The organism is Rhodococcus phenolicus, assembly GCF_001646785.1.
Lineage (GTDB): Bacteria > Actinomycetota > Actinomycetes > Mycobacteriales > Mycobacteriaceae > Rhodococcus > Rhodococcus phenolicus.
In genome coordinates, this window is record NZ_LRRH01000086.1 from 174596 (window position 1) to 192352 (window position 17757).

The following is a 17757-nucleotide window of genomic DNA, read 5'->3' on the forward strand; positions in this document are numbered from 1 at the left end:
GTAGCAGAGGCTGCCAAAAGCGCGCACGGGAGGGGAAGTCAGCGCAGGTAGAGCCGCACCTTGTCGATCTCGTCGCGCAGCAGACGGATCTCGTGCGCGGTGGGCGGCTCGGTGACGGTCAGCGCGTCCGAGACCTGCAGATCCCATCCGGTCGCGGCCACCACGTCGTCGACGTCGACGCCCGCGTGCACGCTGGTGAGTTCGAGTTCGTCGAACGGACCGCTGCGCGAGAGCACACCGAGGCTCGTGAACACCTTGGTGACGCCCCGCCCGCGCGGCATCGTTCCGGCCCCGGCCGCGCGGGCGCGGACCGGCGACGGCGACGTGCAGAAATCGAGTTCCGCGGGGAACGCACTCGGGTCGTGACGACGCATGACGACGAAGATCTCCCCGGCGTTCGGCATGATCTCGGCGGCCCCGCCCGCTCCCGGCAGCCGCACGGTGGGCTTTTCCCAGTCGCCGATGATGCTCGTGTTCAGGCTGCCGAATCGGTCGATCTGGCCGGCGCCGAGGAACCCGACGTCGACGTTGCCGCCCTGCAGCACGTACCCGAACAACGAGGCCATCGACAAGACGGACTCGGCGCCGGACACGACCACCGAATCGGCGATACCCTCCGCCATAGCCTCCGGGTGCGCCCCGCACACTCCTGATTCGTAGATCAGGTCGATGTCGGGATTGGACGTGCGCCGTGCGAGATCCACGGCGAGGGTCGGCAGTCCGACGCCGGCGAAGACGCGCGCCTTGCCGGCCAGGGCGCGCGCCGCGACCGAGACGATCAGTTCGGTGGTCGAGAAGGCTTCGATGGTGGTCACTTTCGGCTCCCGTAGTTGACGGCCTCGGAGAAGCGGGGTGCGACCTCGAGGTCGCTCCAGTAGTCGTCGCCGAGCTTGGCGAGGTAGGCGGCGTGGTCGGGGACGTCGAGCACCCAGTCGTCGATCCACGTGCGCAGCGCCTGCCGGTCCTTGCTGATCGCCGTCCACCGCCGGTAGAACGCGCAGTCGCGATCGTAGTAGCCCTGCGCATAGGACGGATGGGCGCCGCGCGGGCACACGACGACCGCGTCCACCGCGTGCGACGGGACGAGCGTGCGGCTCGGATCGGAGCGGATCACCTCGTCGTCGACGATCTCCTCGACCACGACGATCGCGTGTTTCGCCGCGTACACCGCTTCCTGCTGAACGCCGGCGATGCCCCAGATCTGGACGTTGCCGGATCGGTCGGCGCGCTGGGCGTGGATGATCGTGACGTCCGGATTCAACGGTGGCACAACGTAGATGCTGCCCTCGCCGTACGGGTCGTCGACGAGGCGGATCTGCGGGTTGAGGGTGGGCAGGTCGCTGCCGGCGTAGGAGCGGAGCGGGAAGAACGGCAGCCCCGCCGCGCCGGCCTGGTAGCGGCACACCATCCCGTAGTGGCTGTATTCCTCGACCTCGAGCTTCACGGGATCGTGTTTCTCGATGCGACGGCGGATCTCGTGGAGCGAGCCGGCGGAGCCGCTCGCGAAGAACGAAGCGACCAGCTTCGTGACGCAGTCGGCGGCGATGAGCTGGTCGGAGATGATGTCGGGGGTCATCCGGCACAGGGTCAGGTTCCGGCGACCCTGGCGGATGATCTCGTGGGCGGCCGCGAACGGAATGAGGTGCGAGAAGCCTTCGAGGGCGACCGTCGTTCCGTCCTGCACATATGTGGCGACGGCGTCGCGCATCGTCATGACTTTGTCTGCGGCCATTGCGAACTCCTGATCGTCCTCTGCTGTCCCTAGACTGTGACATGCGCAATAGATGCAGTCCAATACAAAGTGCTTTCAGATCTGATATCAGAAGTGGAATAATCTCGGGGTGGAGATCCAGGAGATCAGAGCCTTCCTCGCGGTCGCGGAAGAACTGCACTTCGGGCGCGCCGCCCAGCGGCTGCACATGGCGCAGCCCCCGCTCAGCCGCACCATCCGGCAACTCGAGAAGGGCCTCGGGACACCGCTGTTCGAGCGCAGTACCCGCAGCGTGCGGTTGACCGAATCCGGGCGTGCCCTCGTCGAGCCGGCTCGCGCCGTCCTCGACGCGGTGCGCCTGGCGGAAATGGCGGTCACCGCTGCCGGGCGCGGCCGGACGGGACGGGTGCGCATCGGTTTCGCCGGCTCGTCGTCGCACCACCTGGTCGGCCGGTGGGCGAAGCTGGTGCGCCGGACCCACCCGGGCATCGAATTCGTGCTCGCCGGTTCCAGTTACGCGAGCGAGGTGGTGAACAGGCTCGCGGAGGGCACGCTCGACATCGGGATCGTGCGACTGTTGTTCTTCCCGCCCGGGATCGCGACGCGGGTCGTCGCCCGCGAGGACCTGGTGGTCGGGTTGCCCAGGGAGCACCGGCTCGCCGGACGCACCAGCGTCCGTCTGGACGAACTCGCCGACGAACCGTGGGTGATGCTTCCCGCCGAACCCGGATCGATGCTGCGCGAGCTGCTGCTGCGCCTCGCGCACGATGCCGGGTTCACTCCGCGGATCGTGCAGAGCGCACCGGATTCGCTGTCGTTGGCGGCGCTGGTCTCCGCGGACATCGGCTGCACGTTGACGGTCTCGTCGGTTGCCCAGCACGTCGTCAACCCCGAGGTGGTGTTCGTGCCCCTCGACGGGCAGCCGCCGATCGATGTGCGGCTGGTGTGGCGTGAGGACGACACCAGTCAGGCGCTCGCGGAGGTCCTCCGGCTGTCGGAGGAGGCGTTGCCGACTCCCGGTGTGGCGCCGAGCGAATGAGCTGCCGACGCGACCAAGCGGTGCCGCACCTGTGCTGACGGGTGCGGCACCGCTGGGTTCCGAGGTGTGTCGTCAGGCTCGGACGCGCACCGGGCCGGTCGAGGTGGCAGATGCGGACCCGGTGCGGCTCGCCGGCCCCGGTTCGTCCAGCTCCAGCTCGGCCTCGTCGGCCTGCTCCGCCTTGGACAGTGCCTTCGGATCGTGACCGGTCCGCCCCAGCAGCAGCAGCGTGCACACCAGCGACACCGCGGCGTACAGCCCGCCCGCGATCGCGACACCGGTGACGCTGCCCGAGGTGTTGAGCAGCCACTGGGCGAGCACCGGGGTGCCGCCGCCGACGATGAGCGAGCACAACTGGTACGCGGCGGACAGGCCCGAGTAGCGGATCTTCGCGGGGAACGCCCGGGCGAGGATGCCGCCGATCGCGCCGTAGAACATCGAGTGCGGAATCGTCGCCAGGCACATGCCGATCACCGCGATCGCGAACGTCTCCGTGCGGATGGCGTAGAACATGGCCGGCATCAGGAACAACTCGGGGACGATCATCAGACACATCGCGACGCGCATGTCGATCTTCGACACGAGCACGGCACCGAACGGCTGGACGATGAACTGGACGACGAGCGCGATGGCGATGATGCCGAGGAAGGTACCGCGTTCGTATCCGAGTTCACTTGTCGCCCAGGACAATGCGAAGGTGTTCTTGAAGTAGGTGACCTGGGCGAGCGGCAGGGCGCCTGCGCCGAGGAGGACGAGCACCCAGTGCTTGCGCAGCACCTCGGCGATCGGCAGTTTGACGGTCTTCTTCTTGGCGAGCACCGCCTTCATCGCGTCGGATTCCTCGAGCTTGAGCCGGATCACCATGCCGACGATGACGAGCAGAGCCGAGAACAGGAACGGGATGCGCCATCCGTAGAGGAGGAATTCCGGGGTCGGCATCGACGAGAGCAGGAAGAACGCCATGGTCGCCAGCAGGTTGCCCGCAGGCGAACCCTGCTGCGCGAAAGCGGAATACAGGATGCCCTTGCCCTTCGGCGCGTTCTCGCTGGCGATCAGGACGGCGCCGCCCCATTCGCCGCCGACCGCGAGACCTTGCAGCACCCGGAGGAGGACGAGCAGGATCGGTGCCCACACTCCGATCTGTGCGTGGGTGGGCAGCAGGCCGATGCCGACGGTGGAGATGCCCATCATGACCAGCGTGATCACCAGGGTGTTCTTGCGGCCGATGCGGTCGCCGAGGTGACCGAAGACGATGCCGCCGATGGGTCGGGCGAGGAACCCGGCCCACAGGGTCACGAACGCCAGCAGCGTCGCGACGCCCGCCGGGAGTTCGTCGGAGAAGAAGATCTTGCCGAAGACGAGCGCCGCCGCCGTTCCGTAGATGTAGAAGTCGTACCACTCGATGGTGGTGCCGACGAAGGACGCGATTCCGGCTTTGCGGGCCTTCTTCGTCGCCTCCCGTTCGGTGGGGGACGTCTTCATGCCGTCGTCCTCTCTCTCGGGGTGGGTGCAAATACAGGGAGCATTCCGTGTGCTCCGCATCACAAAGACTCTCAGCGCAATCTGTAACTGTCCAATACTTGATGGCGCGTCGATTGTTAGCGATTACGTATCAATCGGGGGTTCCCGAGGACCGCCCGCGCGGAGCGCGGTCGCCGTCGGCACGGACGAGTCTGGTAGTGGTGAAGTCATGACCGAACGCAGCGCGAACGACAGCGGGTCGTCGGACCTGCCCTTGGCCGGCTTCACCGTGGTGAGTCTCGAGCAGGCGGTCGCGGCGCCCCTCGCGACGCGGCATCTGGCGGACCTCGGGGCCAGGGTGATCAAGGTGGAGCGGGTCGGTGACGGCGATTTCGCCCGCGCCTACGACAGTGCTGTACTGGGGCAGGCGGCCCACTTCGTGTGGCTCAACCGGGGCAAGGAGTCGTTCGCCGTCGACCTGAAGGCCGACGACGGCATCGCCGCGGTGAAATCCCTGATCGCGGGCGCCGACGTGTTCCTGCAGAACCTGGCGCCCGGCGCCGCCGAGCGGCTCGGGCTCGGCGCCGACGACCTGCGCGCCGGCCACCCCGAGCTCGTCGTGGTCAACATGTCCGGCTACGGCACCGACGGGCCGATGCGGGACCGGAAGGCGTACGACCTGCTGGTGCAGTCGGAGACCGGGCTGTGCTCGATCACCGGCACTCCCGACACGGCCGTCAAGACCGGCATTCCCACCGCGGACATCGCCGCCGGGATGTACGCGCTGACCTCGATCCAGGCGGCGCTGCTGCGCCGTCACCGCACCGGTGTCGGCGCGACGATCGACGTGTCGATGTTCGACGCGACCGCCGAATGGCTCGGCTACCCGATGTATCTGCAGATGTACCAGGATCGGCAGGTGCCGCGAATGGGCTTGGCGCACACGTCGATCGCGCCGTACGACAAGTATCCGACGGCCGACGGCGAGATCCTCATCGGCGTTCAGAACGATCGCGGCTGGCGCACCCTGACCGCCGACGTCCTCGGGTTGCCGGAACTGGCCGCCGACCCCCGGTACGCGACGAATGTGGAGCGGGTCCGTCGCCGTGACGAGGTCGACGCGCTGGTTGCGGAAGCGACGAAACAGTTCGCGAGCGACGTGCTCGACGACAAGCTGGCCGCCGCAGGCGTGCCCGCCGCGAGGCTGCGGGATCTGCGCGGGCTGATCGAGCATCCCCAGCTCGGCACCCGTGACCGGTGGCGCGAGGTCGGGACCCCGGCGGGTCCGATCCGGGCGGTCCGTCCGCCGATGAACTTCCGGGACGTCGAGCTGCCCATGGGCGCCGTGCCCGCGCTCGGCGAGCAGACCGACGCGCTCCTGGCCGAGCTCGGACTCACCGCCGAACAGGTCGCGGGACTGCGGGCGGGCGGCATCGTCGGCTAGGTAATGTACGGCCAATCAGGGCCGGATTCGTGCCCCGCGGCGGTCCTGAATCCGGCCCTGATCTCGTATTTGCCGACGGTTTCGAAGACTCCCGGTTGACGCAGGCGCCCGCGTATCGAAAAATGGCCGTACAAATATGTTCTTCTGTTGAGGAGTAGGCCATGACCCGAGCGGCTCTCGTCGCCCCCGTTCGCACGCCCGTCGGCCGATTCGGTGGTGCGCTCCGGGACGTGTCCGCGGTCTCGCTCGCGACCACCGTCGTCAAGGAGACCGTCGCGCGCTCGGGCATCGACCCCGAACGCGTCGAGGAGGTCGCGCTCGGGCAGTCCTACGCCAGTTCCGAGGCGCCGTGCATCGGCCGGTGGGCCGCCCTCGACGCGGGCCTGCCGATCTCGGTGGCCGGAATCCAGACCGACCGCCGCTGCGGCACCGGTCTCCAGGCGCTCGTGACCGCCGCGATGATGGTGCAGACCGGCGCGGCGAGCGTCGTCGTCGCCGGCGGTGTCGAGTCGATGAGCAACATCGAGCACTACACGACCGGAGCCCGATGGGGTACGCGCGCCGGTGGTCTGAACCTCTACGATCGCCTCGACCGCGGTCGTGAGCGTTCCCAGCCGGAATGGCGATTCGGCAGGATCAGCGGAATGATCGAGACTGCCGAGAACGTCGCCACGCAGTGCGGGATCACTCGCCAGGACTCCGACGTACTCGCGGCGGAGAGTCACCGCCGCGCTCATGAAGCCTGGGAGGCGGGGCGTTTCGACGACGAGGTCGTGCCCGTCGAGATCGTCGATCGCAAGGGGAACGTCACCGTCGTCTCCCGCGACGAGGGGATCCGGCCCGACAGCACCGTCGAATCGCTCGGCAGGCTCCGTACCGTGACGCCGCACGGCGTCGTCACCGCCGGCAATGCAAGCCAGCAGAATGACGCTGCCGCAGCACTTCTCGTCGTCGCCGAGGACAAGCTCGACGAATACGGCCTCGAACCGATCGGGTTCCTCGAAGGCTGGACCGCCGCCGGGTGCGACCCGGCGACGATGGGTCTCGGCCCGGTCCCCGCCACCCGGAAGCTGTTCGACCGCACCGGACTCGGATTCGACGACTTCGACCTCGTCGAACTCAACGAAGCGTTTGCCTGCCAGGTCCTCGGAGTGCTGAAGGAATGGGGCTGGGACGACCGGGACCGGCTCAACGTCAACGGATCCGGCATCTCGCTGGGGCACCCGATCGGAGCGACCGGCGTGCGCATGGCGACGACCGCCCTGCACGAACTGAAGCGCCGCGGCGGCGGCCGGGCGCTGGTGACCATGTGCATCGGTGGCGGCCAGGGTATGGCCGCTTCCATCACCACCGAGTAGCCGGACGATGACCGCGACACGAGGATCCCGGCAGAGCGGCGCACACGCCTCCGTAGACCGCGACTGGGTGCTGTGGGCGCGCTGCCGGGGGATGGACACCACGACGTTCTTCCCCCAGAAGGAAGACGGCCGGCTCGCGGCCGCGCGCGCCGAGTCGGCGGCCAAATCCGTCTGCCGGTCCTGCCCGGTGATCGCCGAATGCCGGGAGACGGCGTTGGAGGCAGGGGAGTCGCACGGCATCTGGGGTGGCATGACGTACGCGGAACGCCGCGCCTTCGCCCGCGCACAGAAACTGGGACGTGCCCTCTCCGCCTGACCTCACCCTCGGAGAAACTCGGAGAGACTCGTGCGCGACCGGTCGCCCGGCACGGGCCACGAACGGTCGGGTGCACGGGTGACCGATACTGTGGGTCACCGGAGCGAATGTACCGTTCGTCTCCTTCAACCGAGCGAGCGATACATTCGCTCGGAAAGAGGCGACGGTGACCGGGTGGGAAGGCACGCGGGTGGGTGACAACGGGACGAACGGTGTGGGCGCCGACCGCACGCACGGTGCGCTCGACCGGAACACGGTGCTCGGCAAGGTCATGATCGTGCTGCACGCGTTCACGAGCGACGACCACGGGGTGAGCCTCGCCGAGCTCGCTCGCCGCACCGGCATCCCCAAGGCCTCGCTGCACCGCATCGCCACCGATCTCGTCGGTGTGCGGCTGCTCGAACGTACTCCTGCCGGGTACCGGCTCGGCCGCCAGCTCTTCGAACTGGGGATGCGTGCGTCGGTGGAACGCAGCCTCGTCGAGGTCGCGATCCCGTTCATGGAGGACCTGTACGAGCGCACCCACGAAACGGTGCACTTCGGGATCCGGGACGGCATGGAGGTCATCTATCTGACCAAGATCGGCGGGCACCGGCAGGCGGCGGCGCCGTCTCGGGTCGGTGGACGGATGCCGTTGTACTGCACGGCGATCGGGCGTGCGCTGCTGGCGTGGGCGGAGCCCGAGGTGGTGACGCGGGTGCTCACGGGCCCGCTCCCGCGCCGTACTCCGCGTACCGTCGCGACCCCCGGCATGCTGCGGCAGCAACTCGACCGGGTAATCGCCGACGGGGTGTCCTACGAGTTCGAGGAGTCCGCACCGGGCATCGTGTGTGTCGGCGCGCCGATCTTCGAGTCCGAGGGTCACGCGGTCGCGGCGATCAGCGTCACCGGCCCGGCTCCCGGCTTCCGGCCGCAGCAGCACGCGGCGTCGGTGCGGGCGGCCGCCGCGGGTATCGGTGCGACCCTCGCGCGCCGCGCTCACCTGTCCGAGCAGTCCGGCTGAGTTCAGCCGAGGGTCGTCACCGGGATCAGCCCGCGTGTGATCGCCGAACTCTCGTCGGACAGCAGGAACGAGATGACCTTCGCGATGTCCTCCGGCTTGGACCAGTGCGTCGTATCCGCATCGGGCATCGCGGCCCGGTTGCCGGGGGTGTCGATGACCCCGGGCAGCAGGGCATTGACGCGGATGCGGTCGGGCCGGTACTCGACGGCGAGCGACTGCACGAGCGACGCGACCGCAGCCTTCGACGCGATGTACGCGGCCGCACCGGTGAACGGATTGCGCGTCGCCGCCGCCGAGATGCACACGACCGATCCGCCGCCGCCGCGGATCAGGTGCGGCAACGCCGCCTGCGTCACCGCGTAGGTGGTCCGCAGATTGAGGTCGATCTGGGCGTCGAGCAGTTCGACAGGGGCCTCGTGGACACGCTGCCCGGACACGAATCCGCCGACCAGGTTCACCACCCCGAACAGCGGAGCATCGGGATCGGAGGCGGCGACGTCGACGGCCGCTTCGAGTTGCGCTTCGTCGGACAGGTCGGCCTCGACCAGGTGCAGGTTCGGGTGCTCGGCGAGGCGGCCGAGTTCCTCCTCGACGAGCCACGGCACGACGACCCGCCAGCCCGCCGCCAGAAGATGCGCGGTCACGGCGGAACCCAGGCCGCCGGTTCCACCGGTGATGAGTGTGGTGCGTGTCATAGTCCGAAGGTTAGGGCATGGCAACTCACAGCCCCGTGCCGGGTTCCGCCAGGTGGTCCGTGCGGTGATCCGAGAACGCCGACATCCGCTCACCGGGGCCGCAGGTGCCGTACGTTCGAGTTCATGAACGACATCGAGGCCGAGCGCATCGCAGTCGGCGGGTTGTCCGCGTTCTTCGCACGTCCGCTCGGACGCAGCCGCGGCGGGATGTTGCTGCTGCCCATGATCACCGGCATCGGTGCGCAGGTCCGTGAGTACGCGGAGGACATCGCCGGGGCCGGGCTGACCGCGCTCGTGTGGGATCCGTTCCACGGCGCCAGCGACGACGACACCCCGCGAGAGGGCCTCGTCGAACTGATGAACGGCCTCGACGACGAGGCGTGCCTCGCCGAGATGCGCACGCTGCTCGACCACATGTTCGGCGAACTGGAACTCGAATCGGTCGGGGTGATCGGCTGGTGCCTCGGCGGCCGCTACGCCCTGATCCTCGGCAGCCGCGACAACCGGGTCGCGAACGTCGTCGCCTACCACCCGTCGATCCACGATCCGTTGCCGCCGCACCACACCGTCGACGCCGTCGACAGTGCCGCGCGGATCACCGCGCCGGTGATGGTGCTGCACGCCGGCGCCGACACCGTCATGACGCCGGACACGTTCGGCCGGTTGCAGTCGACGCTGCAGAACCGGGAGTCCGGCGCGACCCTCGTACACGCCTATCCCGGCGCTGAACACGGTTTCAGCGTCCGCGCGCGGCACACCAACCCGATCAACGCCGCAGCGTATGCGGTGTCCTGGCCGCAGGTGCTCGCGTTCGCGGCCGCGACCGTCGGCACAGGCGACACCCTGGGCGGGTTGCGTCCGTCCGGCTGAGGACGACGATGGACAGTGCGCACCACAAGGGCCGATCACACCAGGAAGCGAGAATCGCCGATGGGTTCGGACGTACACGCAGGGCACAGCGCAGTGGGAGAACAGGGCCGTAGCGGCGACGTGACGGCTCTCGAACAGGTCGTCATCCGCATCGCCGGTGACTCCGGCGACGGCATGCAGCTCGCCGGGGACCGATTCACCGCCGAGGCGGCCGCGTTCGGCAACGACCTGGCCACCCAGCCGAACTTCCCCGCGGAGATCCGCGCCCCGCAGGGCACGCTCCCGGGAGTCTCGAGTTTTCAGATCCAGATCGCCGAATACGACATCCTCACCGCCGGCGACCGGCCGGACGTGCTCGTCGCGATGAACCCGGCCGCGCTGAAGTCGAACATCGCGGACCTGCCGCCCGGTGGGATCCTCATCGTCGACACCGACGAGTTCACCAGGCGCAACCTCGCGAAGGTCGGCTACGACGCCGACCCGGTCGCGACCCCGGAATTCGAGCAGTACCGGGTCCATGCGATCCCGATGACCTCGCTGACCGTCGGTGCCGTCGAACCGGTCGGGCTGGGACGGAAGGACTCCCAGCGGTCGAAGAACATGTTCGCGCTCGGCGTGCTGTCGTGGATGTACGGACGGCAGATCGCCGCGGTGGAGCAATTCCTCGAGCGGAAGTTCGCGGCCCGGCCCGATGTCGCCCGAGCGAACATCCTGGCCCTGCGCGCCGGCTGGAACTACGGCGAGACCACCGAATCGTTCGCCACGCGGTACGAGATCGCGGCGGCGGCTCTGCCGTCCGGGAAGTACCGTCAGATCACCGGCAACAGCGCCCTCGCCTACGGGCTGGTCGCGGCCGGACGCGCCGCCGGAATGGACGTCTTCCTCGGCACCTATCCGATCACCCCGGCCTCCGACATCCTGCACGAGCTGAGCAGACTCAAACATTTCGGTGTGGTCACCTTCCAGGCGGAGGACGAGATCGCCGGGATCGGCGCCGCGCTCGGAGCGTCGTACGGCGGCGCGCTCGGCGTCACCAGTACCTCGGGTCCCGGTGTCGCCCTGAAATCCGAGGCGATCGGGCTGGCCGTGATGGCGGAACTGCCACTCGTCGTCGTCGATGTCCAGCGCGGCGGCCCGTCGACGGGTCTGCCCACCAAGACCGAACAGGCCGATCTGTTGCAGGCCATGTTCGGCCGCAACGGCGAATCCCCGGTCGCGATCGTTGCGCCGCAGTCTCCGGCCGACTGCTTCGACGCCGCGCTCGACGCCGCGCGGATCGCCGTCACCTACCGGACCCCGGTGATGCTGCTGTCCGACGGGGCGATCGCCAACGGTTCGGAGCCGTGGCGGATCCCCGACGTCGCGTCGCTGCCCGCGATCGATCCGGGCTTCGCGCCCGCCCCGGACGGGGACGCCTCCCACCAGCCGTATGCGCGGGACCCGGACACCCTGGCCCGGGACTGGGCGATCCCGGGGACCGCCGGTCTCGAACACCGCATCGGCGGACTCGAGAAGGCAAACGGCACCGGTGACATCTCGTACCACCACACCAACCACGAACTCATGACGCGGGTGCGTGCGGCCCGCATCGCCCGCATCGCCGTGCCCGACCTGGACGTCGACGATCCGGCCGGTGACGCGACCGTCCTCGTCCTCGGCTGGGGATCGTCGTACGGCCCGATCGGTGAGGCGGTGCGCCGGATGCGCCGCGGCGGGCACGCGATCGCGCGGGCGCACTTGAGGTATCTGAATCCGATGCCCGCGAACCTCGGCGAGATTCTCGGGCGCTACCGTCGCGTGCTCGTGCCGGAAATGAACCTCGGTCAGCTGTCGATGCTGCTGCGGGCGCGGTTCGACGCCGACATCCAGCCGGTGACGAAGGTGTCCGGCATGGCCTTCAGGGCCGACGAACTCTACGAGTCCCTTCTCGAGGAGCTCACGGGAACCCTCGCCGCCACGGAGGATGCGAAGACCCGGGCCGCGGTCGCGGCCGTCGTCACGAAGGGGGAGCGGGCATGACCGGTGATCTTCGGGTCGGCGCCGACCTCGGGTTGTCCGGGCACAGCCACGTGCCGCACACCGACGAACCACAGAAACCCAAGGACTACACGTCCTCTCAGGAGGTGCGCTGGTGCCCGGGGTGCGGCGACTACGTCATCCTCGCGACCGTCCGGTCGGTGCTGCCGCAGTTGGGTGTGAAACGGGAGAACGTCGTGTTCATCTCGGGTATCGGATGCTCGTCCCGGTTCCCGTACTACCTCGAAACGTACGGTGTGCACTCGATCCACGGGCGAGCCCCGACCCTCGCGACGGGCCTGGCGGTGAGCCGGCCGGACCTGTCGGTGTGGGTGGTCACCGGTGACGGGGACAGTCTGTCGATCGGCGGCAACCATCTCATCCATGCACTGCGCCGCAACGTGAACATGCGAATTCTGATGTTCGACAACAGAATATACGGTCTCACCAAGGGGCAGTACTCGCCGACCTCCGAATCGGGGAAGATCACCAAATCCACGCCGATGGGGTCGGTCGACGCACCGTTCAACCCGCTCTCGCTCGCCGTCGGGGCGGAGGCCTCGTTCGTCGGGCGTGCCCTCGACTCCGACCGCGCAGGACTCACCGAAGTGCTGCTGGCCGCGGCACGGCACCGCGGCACCGCCTTCGTCCAGATCCTCCAGGACTGCCCGATCTTCAACGACGGCTCGTTCGACACGCTGCGCAAGGACGGTGCGGAGGACCGGCTCGTCCACGTCTCGCACGGCGACCCCATCGTCTTCGGTATCGACGATCAATGGTGCGTGGTCCGAAGCGGATTCGGGCTCCGGGTGGCACCGACCGCGGACACCGCTCCCGAGGACATCGTCGTCCACGACGCATACACCGACGACCCGGAATACGCCTACGCGCTGACACGGTTGTCGACGCACGATCTCACCTGCACCGTCACCGGGGTTCTGCGCGCCGTCGGCAGGGAGACCTACGACGACGGGGTGCGTGCGCAGATTGCGGCGGCACGGCGCGACAAGACGGCGGACCTGCAGGCGCTGCTCGACGGCTCGAGCACCTGGTCCGTCTGACCCCGTGTGCACGGGCGCGTCAGCGCACTTCGCCGCGGATCACGGTGGCGCGGACACGGTCCGCGTGCGGAGCTTCCAGCACCTCGGCGAGGGGACGGTCGAGAAGTACGAGATCGGCGTCGGCGCCGACGCGCACGGTGCGAGCCGGCCCCCCGGGGTCGTCGAGCGGTGCCAGATAACGGTCGAGTGCTTCGCTCGGCCCGAGACGCTCCGCGGGTCCGACGATCTCGCCGGTCGGGCACCGCCGGGTGGACGCGGCACCGATCACCGTCCAGGGGTCGAGCGGGCCGTACGGGGCGTCGCTGGACAGCGCCACGGGGACATGCCCGTCGAGCAGGCTCCGGCACCGGTACAGGTCCGGCAGATCCCGGGAGTCGATGTCGCGCAGGTAGTCGTCACCGCGGTGCGCCAGAAAGCCGGGCTGGGTGACGACGGTCAGCCCGCGGCGCCGCAGCTGCGTGATCGATTCGGCCGGGATCAGCGCGCCGTGCTCGATCCGGTCGCCCGGGACCGTGCCGGCCTCCTCGAGGGCGACGAGCAGGATCAGCAGTGCCTCGCGGCTGACGCAGTGCGCGGCGATCGCGCGGCCCGAGGTGTGCGCGCGACGGATTGTCGCGACGAGGTCGTCGAGATCGGGAAGACCGGAATCCGCCAGCACGATCTTGTACGGACCGGAACTCAGAGTGTCTGTGGAAGAAGGAAATTCGTGCCCGACAGGAACTCCGAGCAGGAGTATCCGCTGCGGCACGGAACCGCTGAGGTGGGCATCGGTGAGCGCATCGAGCGAACTCGCCGACAGGTCCGGGGTGGCGTCCGTGACACCGGTGATCCCGAGCCGGGTCAGATCTCTGCCGACCGCGTCCAGGGGTGGTGGAGCGTTCGGGGGCAGCCGGTCGCGCAGCCACTCGTCGGCACGCCACACCCGGCCGGTGGGCCGCCCCTGATCGTCGCGCTCGACCCCCGGATGGGCTGCGCCGTCGAGCCCGACCAGTGCGGCACCCGCCGTGTTCAGCACCCACATCGCGCCACTGCGGTGCTGGATCCGTATCGGCCGGGTCGCATGGATCCGGTCGAGCGAGTCCGAATCCAGTAGTCCGGCAACGGATTCTATGTATCCGACGCCGCGGATCCAGTCGTCGCCCGGGGCGGTGGCGAGCGCGTCGGCGAGGTCGGCGCGCGAGTGCACGTGCGGCGGGCCGCACTGCACCGACATCCGCTGGGCGGCAACGGCATGCAGGTGCAGATGGTGGTCGTGCAGGCCGGGCACGAGGGCGCCGCCGTGCCCGTCGAGCACATCGGCCGCGGCAGGCACGGCCAGTCCGCTTCCGACGGCGACTATCGTCCCGGACCGGACCAGCACATCGGTGCCGGGACGCCCCGCGACCTCGACGTTCCGCAGCAGCAGTGTGCTCATCACCGGATCCTCAACTCGGACAGCACCTTGCCGGTGTCGCTGCCCGATTCCGGAGCTGTTCCCGTCGGTGCGCGCAGGACCGGTTCGGCGACCGGGACGGCACCGGACGCGGTGTCCACCCACCACCGGCCGCGGTCCGCATGTGCTCGTGGCACGGCCGATCCCTCGTCGGGGAGCGTGGCGCCGACCACCGCGGACATCGACACGTCCCACAATCGTCCGCGATCCCCGTCCGGTGCCGACATCGCGAGCGCGGCTGCGGTCAGTCCGGTGAGGGGATCGGCGATCGCGTCGCCGACGAACACGGGCGTGCCGCGGTCGTGCGCGACGAGGCCGGCCGACGCAGCGACATCGTCACCGAAACCGACACGGCCGCTGTCTCTTCCGTGGGCCGTGATCGACACCCAGGTTCCGCCCTCGGCGACGAACGTGTCCGCGTCGAGCCCGAACCCGGCGAGGGCACGCGGACGGGACGCCTCGATCACGATGTCCGCCGCCGCAACCAGATCGCGGAGAGCATCGCGCTCGCCGGGCAGGTTCGGATCGAGCACGACGGACTCGTGGCCCGAGTGCAGCAGCCGATAGAACTCGGGATTGCCCCGCCGCGCGCCGTCGGGCCGCCACGGCGTCTCCACCTTCACCACCCGCGCACCGGCGAGTCCCAGCAGATGTGCGCACAGCGGCCCGGCCCACAGCGCACTGAAGTCGACGACGAGCAGCCCCTTGACGGATCGCGGCGGGCCCGGAACCGGCGGTGGCGTGCCGGGCGCGGCGACCGGTCCGGCCGCCACGCCGAGCAGTTCGGCACGTTCGACCAGGTCGGCGCCGGTGTGCTCGCGCACCCAGCGGGAGACGACCGGCCACGGATCGTCGTCGATTTCGGCGGACACCAGCGCACCGAGGAGCAGTGGGTCGTCGGGCCGGGCGCACGAGACCGCCGCCCAGCCGTCGGCGGTCGGCAGCAACCGGCACGATCCGCCCGCGGAGACGGTCCCGGACCGGCGGTGCCCGGTGAACGCGGCCCGCTCGGAGAGCAATCGCGCGCCGTCGATCCGCACGGCCCCGGAGGTCGCGGCCGCCACAAAAGCGGACAATTCCCGTGCCCGGGTCGCAGCGCGTCCGGGCGGGATCAGCGGGGGACCGTCGAGAAATCCGGTCAGAGCGGCGATTCCGCTCTCTGCCCAGTCCTCGACGGGATCGGGGTTCGGACCGGTCGACACGTGGCCGATGTTACATTGCCCCCGGATGGGGCCGATGGATCCGCCTTCGGGTGGGACGACCTCGAGGTGGAACGAATGAGTGCGGTGAACGAATGAACGTCGACGCTGCGTCGGGTGCGCCCGGGGCGCGGAAGACCGGGTCGCGGAAGACCGGGGTGCGGACGATCGGAGTGGCGGATCTCGCCGCCGGTGCCGCCCATACGCCGCTGCTCACCGACGGCGGCGCGCTCGATGCACCCGTGCTGGTCGTCGATCTGGACAATGCGCCCGAGCATCTGCTGTCCGTCGCCGCCGATCGTGCTCGCGACTGCGATCGCCTGCTCGTCGGCCGATATGCGGGCAGCGACATCGAGGACGCGCCGGAACTGGGCCTTCTGCTCGACGCGCTCGACCTGACCTACGCGACCGGCTCGGATCCGCGGGAACGCACGGTGGTGGGCACCGACGATCTGGACGCCACGGTCGGTGCATTCGTCACCGCCGTCACCACCAATCCGTACGCGGCGCTGACTGCCGGCCAGGTGCTGCGCGCCGCCGGGACACTGCCGGTGCCCGCGGCGATCGACGTCGAATCCCTCGGCTATTCGACCTTGCAGGGCGGTCCCGAGTTCCACCGGTGGCTGGACGAGCGCGGTCCACGTCCGCTGCCGCCCCCCGCCCCGCAGGAGCCGGTGCTGATCGCCCGAGACGGCGGTACCGTGCACATCACCTTGAACCGGCCCGAGCGCCGCAACGCCTACGGCACACAGTTGCGGGACGCGCTCGTCGAGGCGCTGGGCGTTGCTCTGCTCGACGACAGCGTCGAGCGGGTCGTCCTCGACGGCGCGGGGCCGTCGTTCTGCGCGGGTGGCGACCTCGACGAATTCGGCCGTACCCCGGACACCGCCGTTGCGCACCTGATCCGTACCCGAGGTGGAGCCGGACGTCTGGTCGCGCGGCTCCGCGACCGGGTGGAGGCGCGGGTGCACGGGCACTGTGTCGGTGCGGGCATCGAGATTCCGGCGTTCGCCGGGCGTGTCGTCGCCGCGACCGGCACGGTGTTCCGGCTGCCCGAGGTCGCGATGGGCCTGATCCCGGGTGCGGGCGGGACGGTGAGCGTTCCCCGGCGGATCGGCCGTTGGCGTGCGTTGTACCTGTTCGTCACCGCCGTCGCGCTCGACGCCGAGCGCGCGTTGTCGTGGGGTCTGATCGACGAAATTGCAGGCGGGTAGCTGCGCTCGCGGCGGCGGCCCCGCCCCGAACCGGCAGACAATTTCGGGTGCTCACCGGCCGATTCACTGGTGCCCGCCCCATGATTGATGTAAACATAGTCATAGATTTTTGTCGGTTTGTTCGAAGATGGGGGCACACGGGGTGGAGACACGAGTGGGACGAGCGGGGCTGAGGCCCAAGAAGACAGCGATGCTCGTGGCGCAGCGGATCGTCCAGGACATCAATCGTCGCGGCAACAAGATCGGCGACCGGCTGCCGCCGGAACGGATCATGCTCGACGAATACGACGTGGGTCGCGGCACCCTCCGCGAGTCGCTGCGCTTCCTCGAGCTGCAGGGTGTCATCGCCCTCAAACCCGGCCCCGGCGGCGGCCCTATCGTGCAGCAGCCCGACAGCGAGGGACTGGCGACAGCGATCACGTTGTTGCTGCAGTTCGAGAACGCTCCGTTCCGCACGGTGGTCGAGGCGCGTACCGCGCTCGAGCCCATGATGGCGAGACTCGCGGCGGAGCGCATCAGCGAGGAGCAGCTCGCGACGCTCAAGTACTCCGTGGACCACATGCGCGAGAATCTGCACGACGAGGAGATCTTCGTCGAGATGAGCCGGGTCTTCCACGACACGGTGGCCCAGGGGTCGGGCAATGCGCTGTTCGGGTACCTCATCCATGCGCTCCTCGACATGCTCGACGGCTCCGCGATGGGCATGGAGTACCCGGAGAAGCACCGCCGCGCGACGGCCGACATTCACGAGAAGATCTATCTCGCGGTCGCAGAAAGGGATCCGGAAGCAGCCCTGGTGGCGATGGAGGAGCACATCGCGGGCATCTGGCGGTACGAGCAGAAGCACTACCCGGAGGTGCTCGAGACTCCGATCGCGTGGGGCAACCGCGCCTGACGCCGGTCTTCCACTTCGCGTTATCCGGTACGGCGGGGGGGGG

The 17757-nt window shown here is 69.1% G+C and carries 16 protein-coding genes; 10 read left to right on the forward strand and 6 right to left on the reverse strand.

Annotated elements, in window-relative coordinates; genetic code table 11:
* Positions 1-38 precede the first annotated feature (38 nt).
* Both A8G15_RS22755 and A8G15_RS22760 read right to left on the reverse strand, forming a co-directional pair.
* Entirely contained in the window at positions 39-815 is a 777-nt protein-coding gene (locus A8G15_RS22755; RefSeq protein WP_068164922.1) for a CoA-transferase subunit beta, read from the reverse strand.
* Positions 812-1732 (reverse strand): CoA transferase subunit A, encoded by a 921-nt coding sequence (locus tag A8G15_RS22760; protein ID WP_068164924.1) that lies wholly within the window; start codon positions 1730-1732, stop codon positions 812-814. Before A8G15_RS22760 ends, A8G15_RS22755 begins: the two co-directional genes overlap by 4 nt.
* A gap of 109 nt (positions 1733-1841) precedes the next feature.
* Between A8G15_RS22760 and A8G15_RS22765 the strand changes: the two genes are divergently transcribed.
* On the forward strand, positions 1842-2750 hold the full coding sequence (locus tag A8G15_RS22765; RefSeq protein ID WP_068164927.1) for a LysR substrate-binding domain-containing protein: 909 nt from the start codon (positions 1842-1844) through the stop codon (positions 2748-2750).
* A gap of 72 nt (positions 2751-2822) precedes the next feature.
* Here the strand turns inward: A8G15_RS22765 and A8G15_RS22770 are convergent, their stop codons facing one another.
* On the reverse strand, positions 2823-4232 hold the full coding sequence (locus tag A8G15_RS22770; protein WP_068164929.1) for an MFS transporter: 1410 nt from the start codon (positions 4230-4232) through the stop codon (positions 2823-2825).
* Positions 4233-4440: 208 nt separating this feature from the next.
* Between A8G15_RS22770 and A8G15_RS22775 the strand changes: the two genes are divergently transcribed.
* From A8G15_RS22775 to A8G15_RS22790, 4 genes are all read left to right on the forward strand, one after another.
* Positions 4441-5655: a CaiB/BaiF CoA transferase family protein gene (locus tag A8G15_RS22775; protein ID WP_068164931.1), complete on the forward strand. Its 1215-nt coding sequence runs from the start codon at positions 4441-4443 to the stop codon at positions 5653-5655.
* A 161-nt stretch (positions 5656-5816) separates the two neighbouring features.
* Entirely contained in the window at positions 5817-7013 is a 1197-nt protein-coding gene (locus A8G15_RS22780) for an acetyl-CoA C-acetyltransferase (protein ID WP_068164934.1), read from the forward strand.
* A gap of 7 nt (positions 7014-7020) precedes the next feature.
* On the forward strand, positions 7021-7329 hold the full coding sequence (locus A8G15_RS22785) for a WhiB family transcriptional regulator (RefSeq protein WP_068164937.1): 309 nt from the start codon (positions 7021-7023) through the stop codon (positions 7327-7329).
* Between the two features lie 271 nt (positions 7330-7600).
* Positions 7601-8332: an IclR family transcriptional regulator gene (locus tag A8G15_RS22790; RefSeq protein WP_068165024.1), complete on the forward strand. Its 732-nt coding sequence runs from the start codon at positions 7601-7603 to the stop codon at positions 8330-8332.
* A gap of 2 nt (positions 8333-8334) precedes the next feature.
* On the opposite strand, the gene A8G15_RS22795 is transcribed toward A8G15_RS22790, so the two are convergent.
* A complete protein-coding gene (locus tag A8G15_RS22795) occupies positions 8335-9027 on the reverse strand; it encodes an SDR family NAD(P)-dependent oxidoreductase (protein ID WP_068164939.1) in 693 nt (230 codons plus the stop codon).
* Positions 9028-9150: 123 nt separating this feature from the next.
* Between A8G15_RS22795 and A8G15_RS22800 the strand changes: the two genes are divergently transcribed.
* From A8G15_RS22800 to A8G15_RS22810, 3 genes are read left to right on the forward strand one after another with little or no spacing between them, the layout of a single operon-like run.
* Positions 9151-9897, forward strand: a complete 747-nt coding sequence (locus tag A8G15_RS22800; RefSeq protein ID WP_068164941.1) for a dienelactone hydrolase family protein — start codon at positions 9151-9153, stop codon at positions 9895-9897.
* 60 nt (positions 9898-9957) lie between these two features.
* Entirely contained in the window at positions 9958-11916 is a 1959-nt protein-coding gene (locus A8G15_RS22805) for a 2-oxoacid:acceptor oxidoreductase subunit alpha (protein WP_082900093.1), read from the forward strand.
* Entirely contained in the window at positions 11913-12974 is a 1062-nt protein-coding gene (locus A8G15_RS22810) for a 2-oxoacid:ferredoxin oxidoreductase subunit beta (RefSeq protein WP_068164948.1), read from the forward strand. The genes A8G15_RS22805 and A8G15_RS22810 overlap by 4 nt, the downstream gene beginning before the upstream one ends.
* Positions 12975-12993: 19 nt before the next feature.
* Here the strand turns inward: A8G15_RS22810 and A8G15_RS22815 are convergent, their stop codons facing one another.
* Entirely contained in the window at positions 12994-14388 is a 1395-nt protein-coding gene (locus A8G15_RS22815) for an amidohydrolase family protein (RefSeq protein WP_068164949.1), read from the reverse strand.
* Positions 14388-15608, reverse strand: a complete 1221-nt coding sequence (locus A8G15_RS22820; RefSeq protein ID WP_068164950.1) for a CoA transferase — start codon at positions 15606-15608, stop codon at positions 14388-14390. The genes A8G15_RS22815 and A8G15_RS22820 overlap by 1 nt, the downstream gene beginning before the upstream one ends.
* A 92-nt stretch (positions 15609-15700) precedes the next feature.
* Between A8G15_RS22820 and A8G15_RS22825 the strand changes: the two genes are divergently transcribed.
* Positions 15701-16819, forward strand: a complete 1119-nt coding sequence (locus tag A8G15_RS22825; protein ID WP_082900094.1) for an enoyl-CoA hydratase/isomerase family protein — start codon at positions 15701-15703, stop codon at positions 16817-16819.
* A 190-nt stretch (positions 16820-17009) separates the two neighbouring features.
* A complete protein-coding gene (locus A8G15_RS22830) occupies positions 17010-17714 on the forward strand; it encodes a FadR/GntR family transcriptional regulator (RefSeq protein WP_082900101.1) in 705 nt (234 codons plus the stop codon).
* Positions 17715-17757 lie beyond the last annotated feature (43 nt).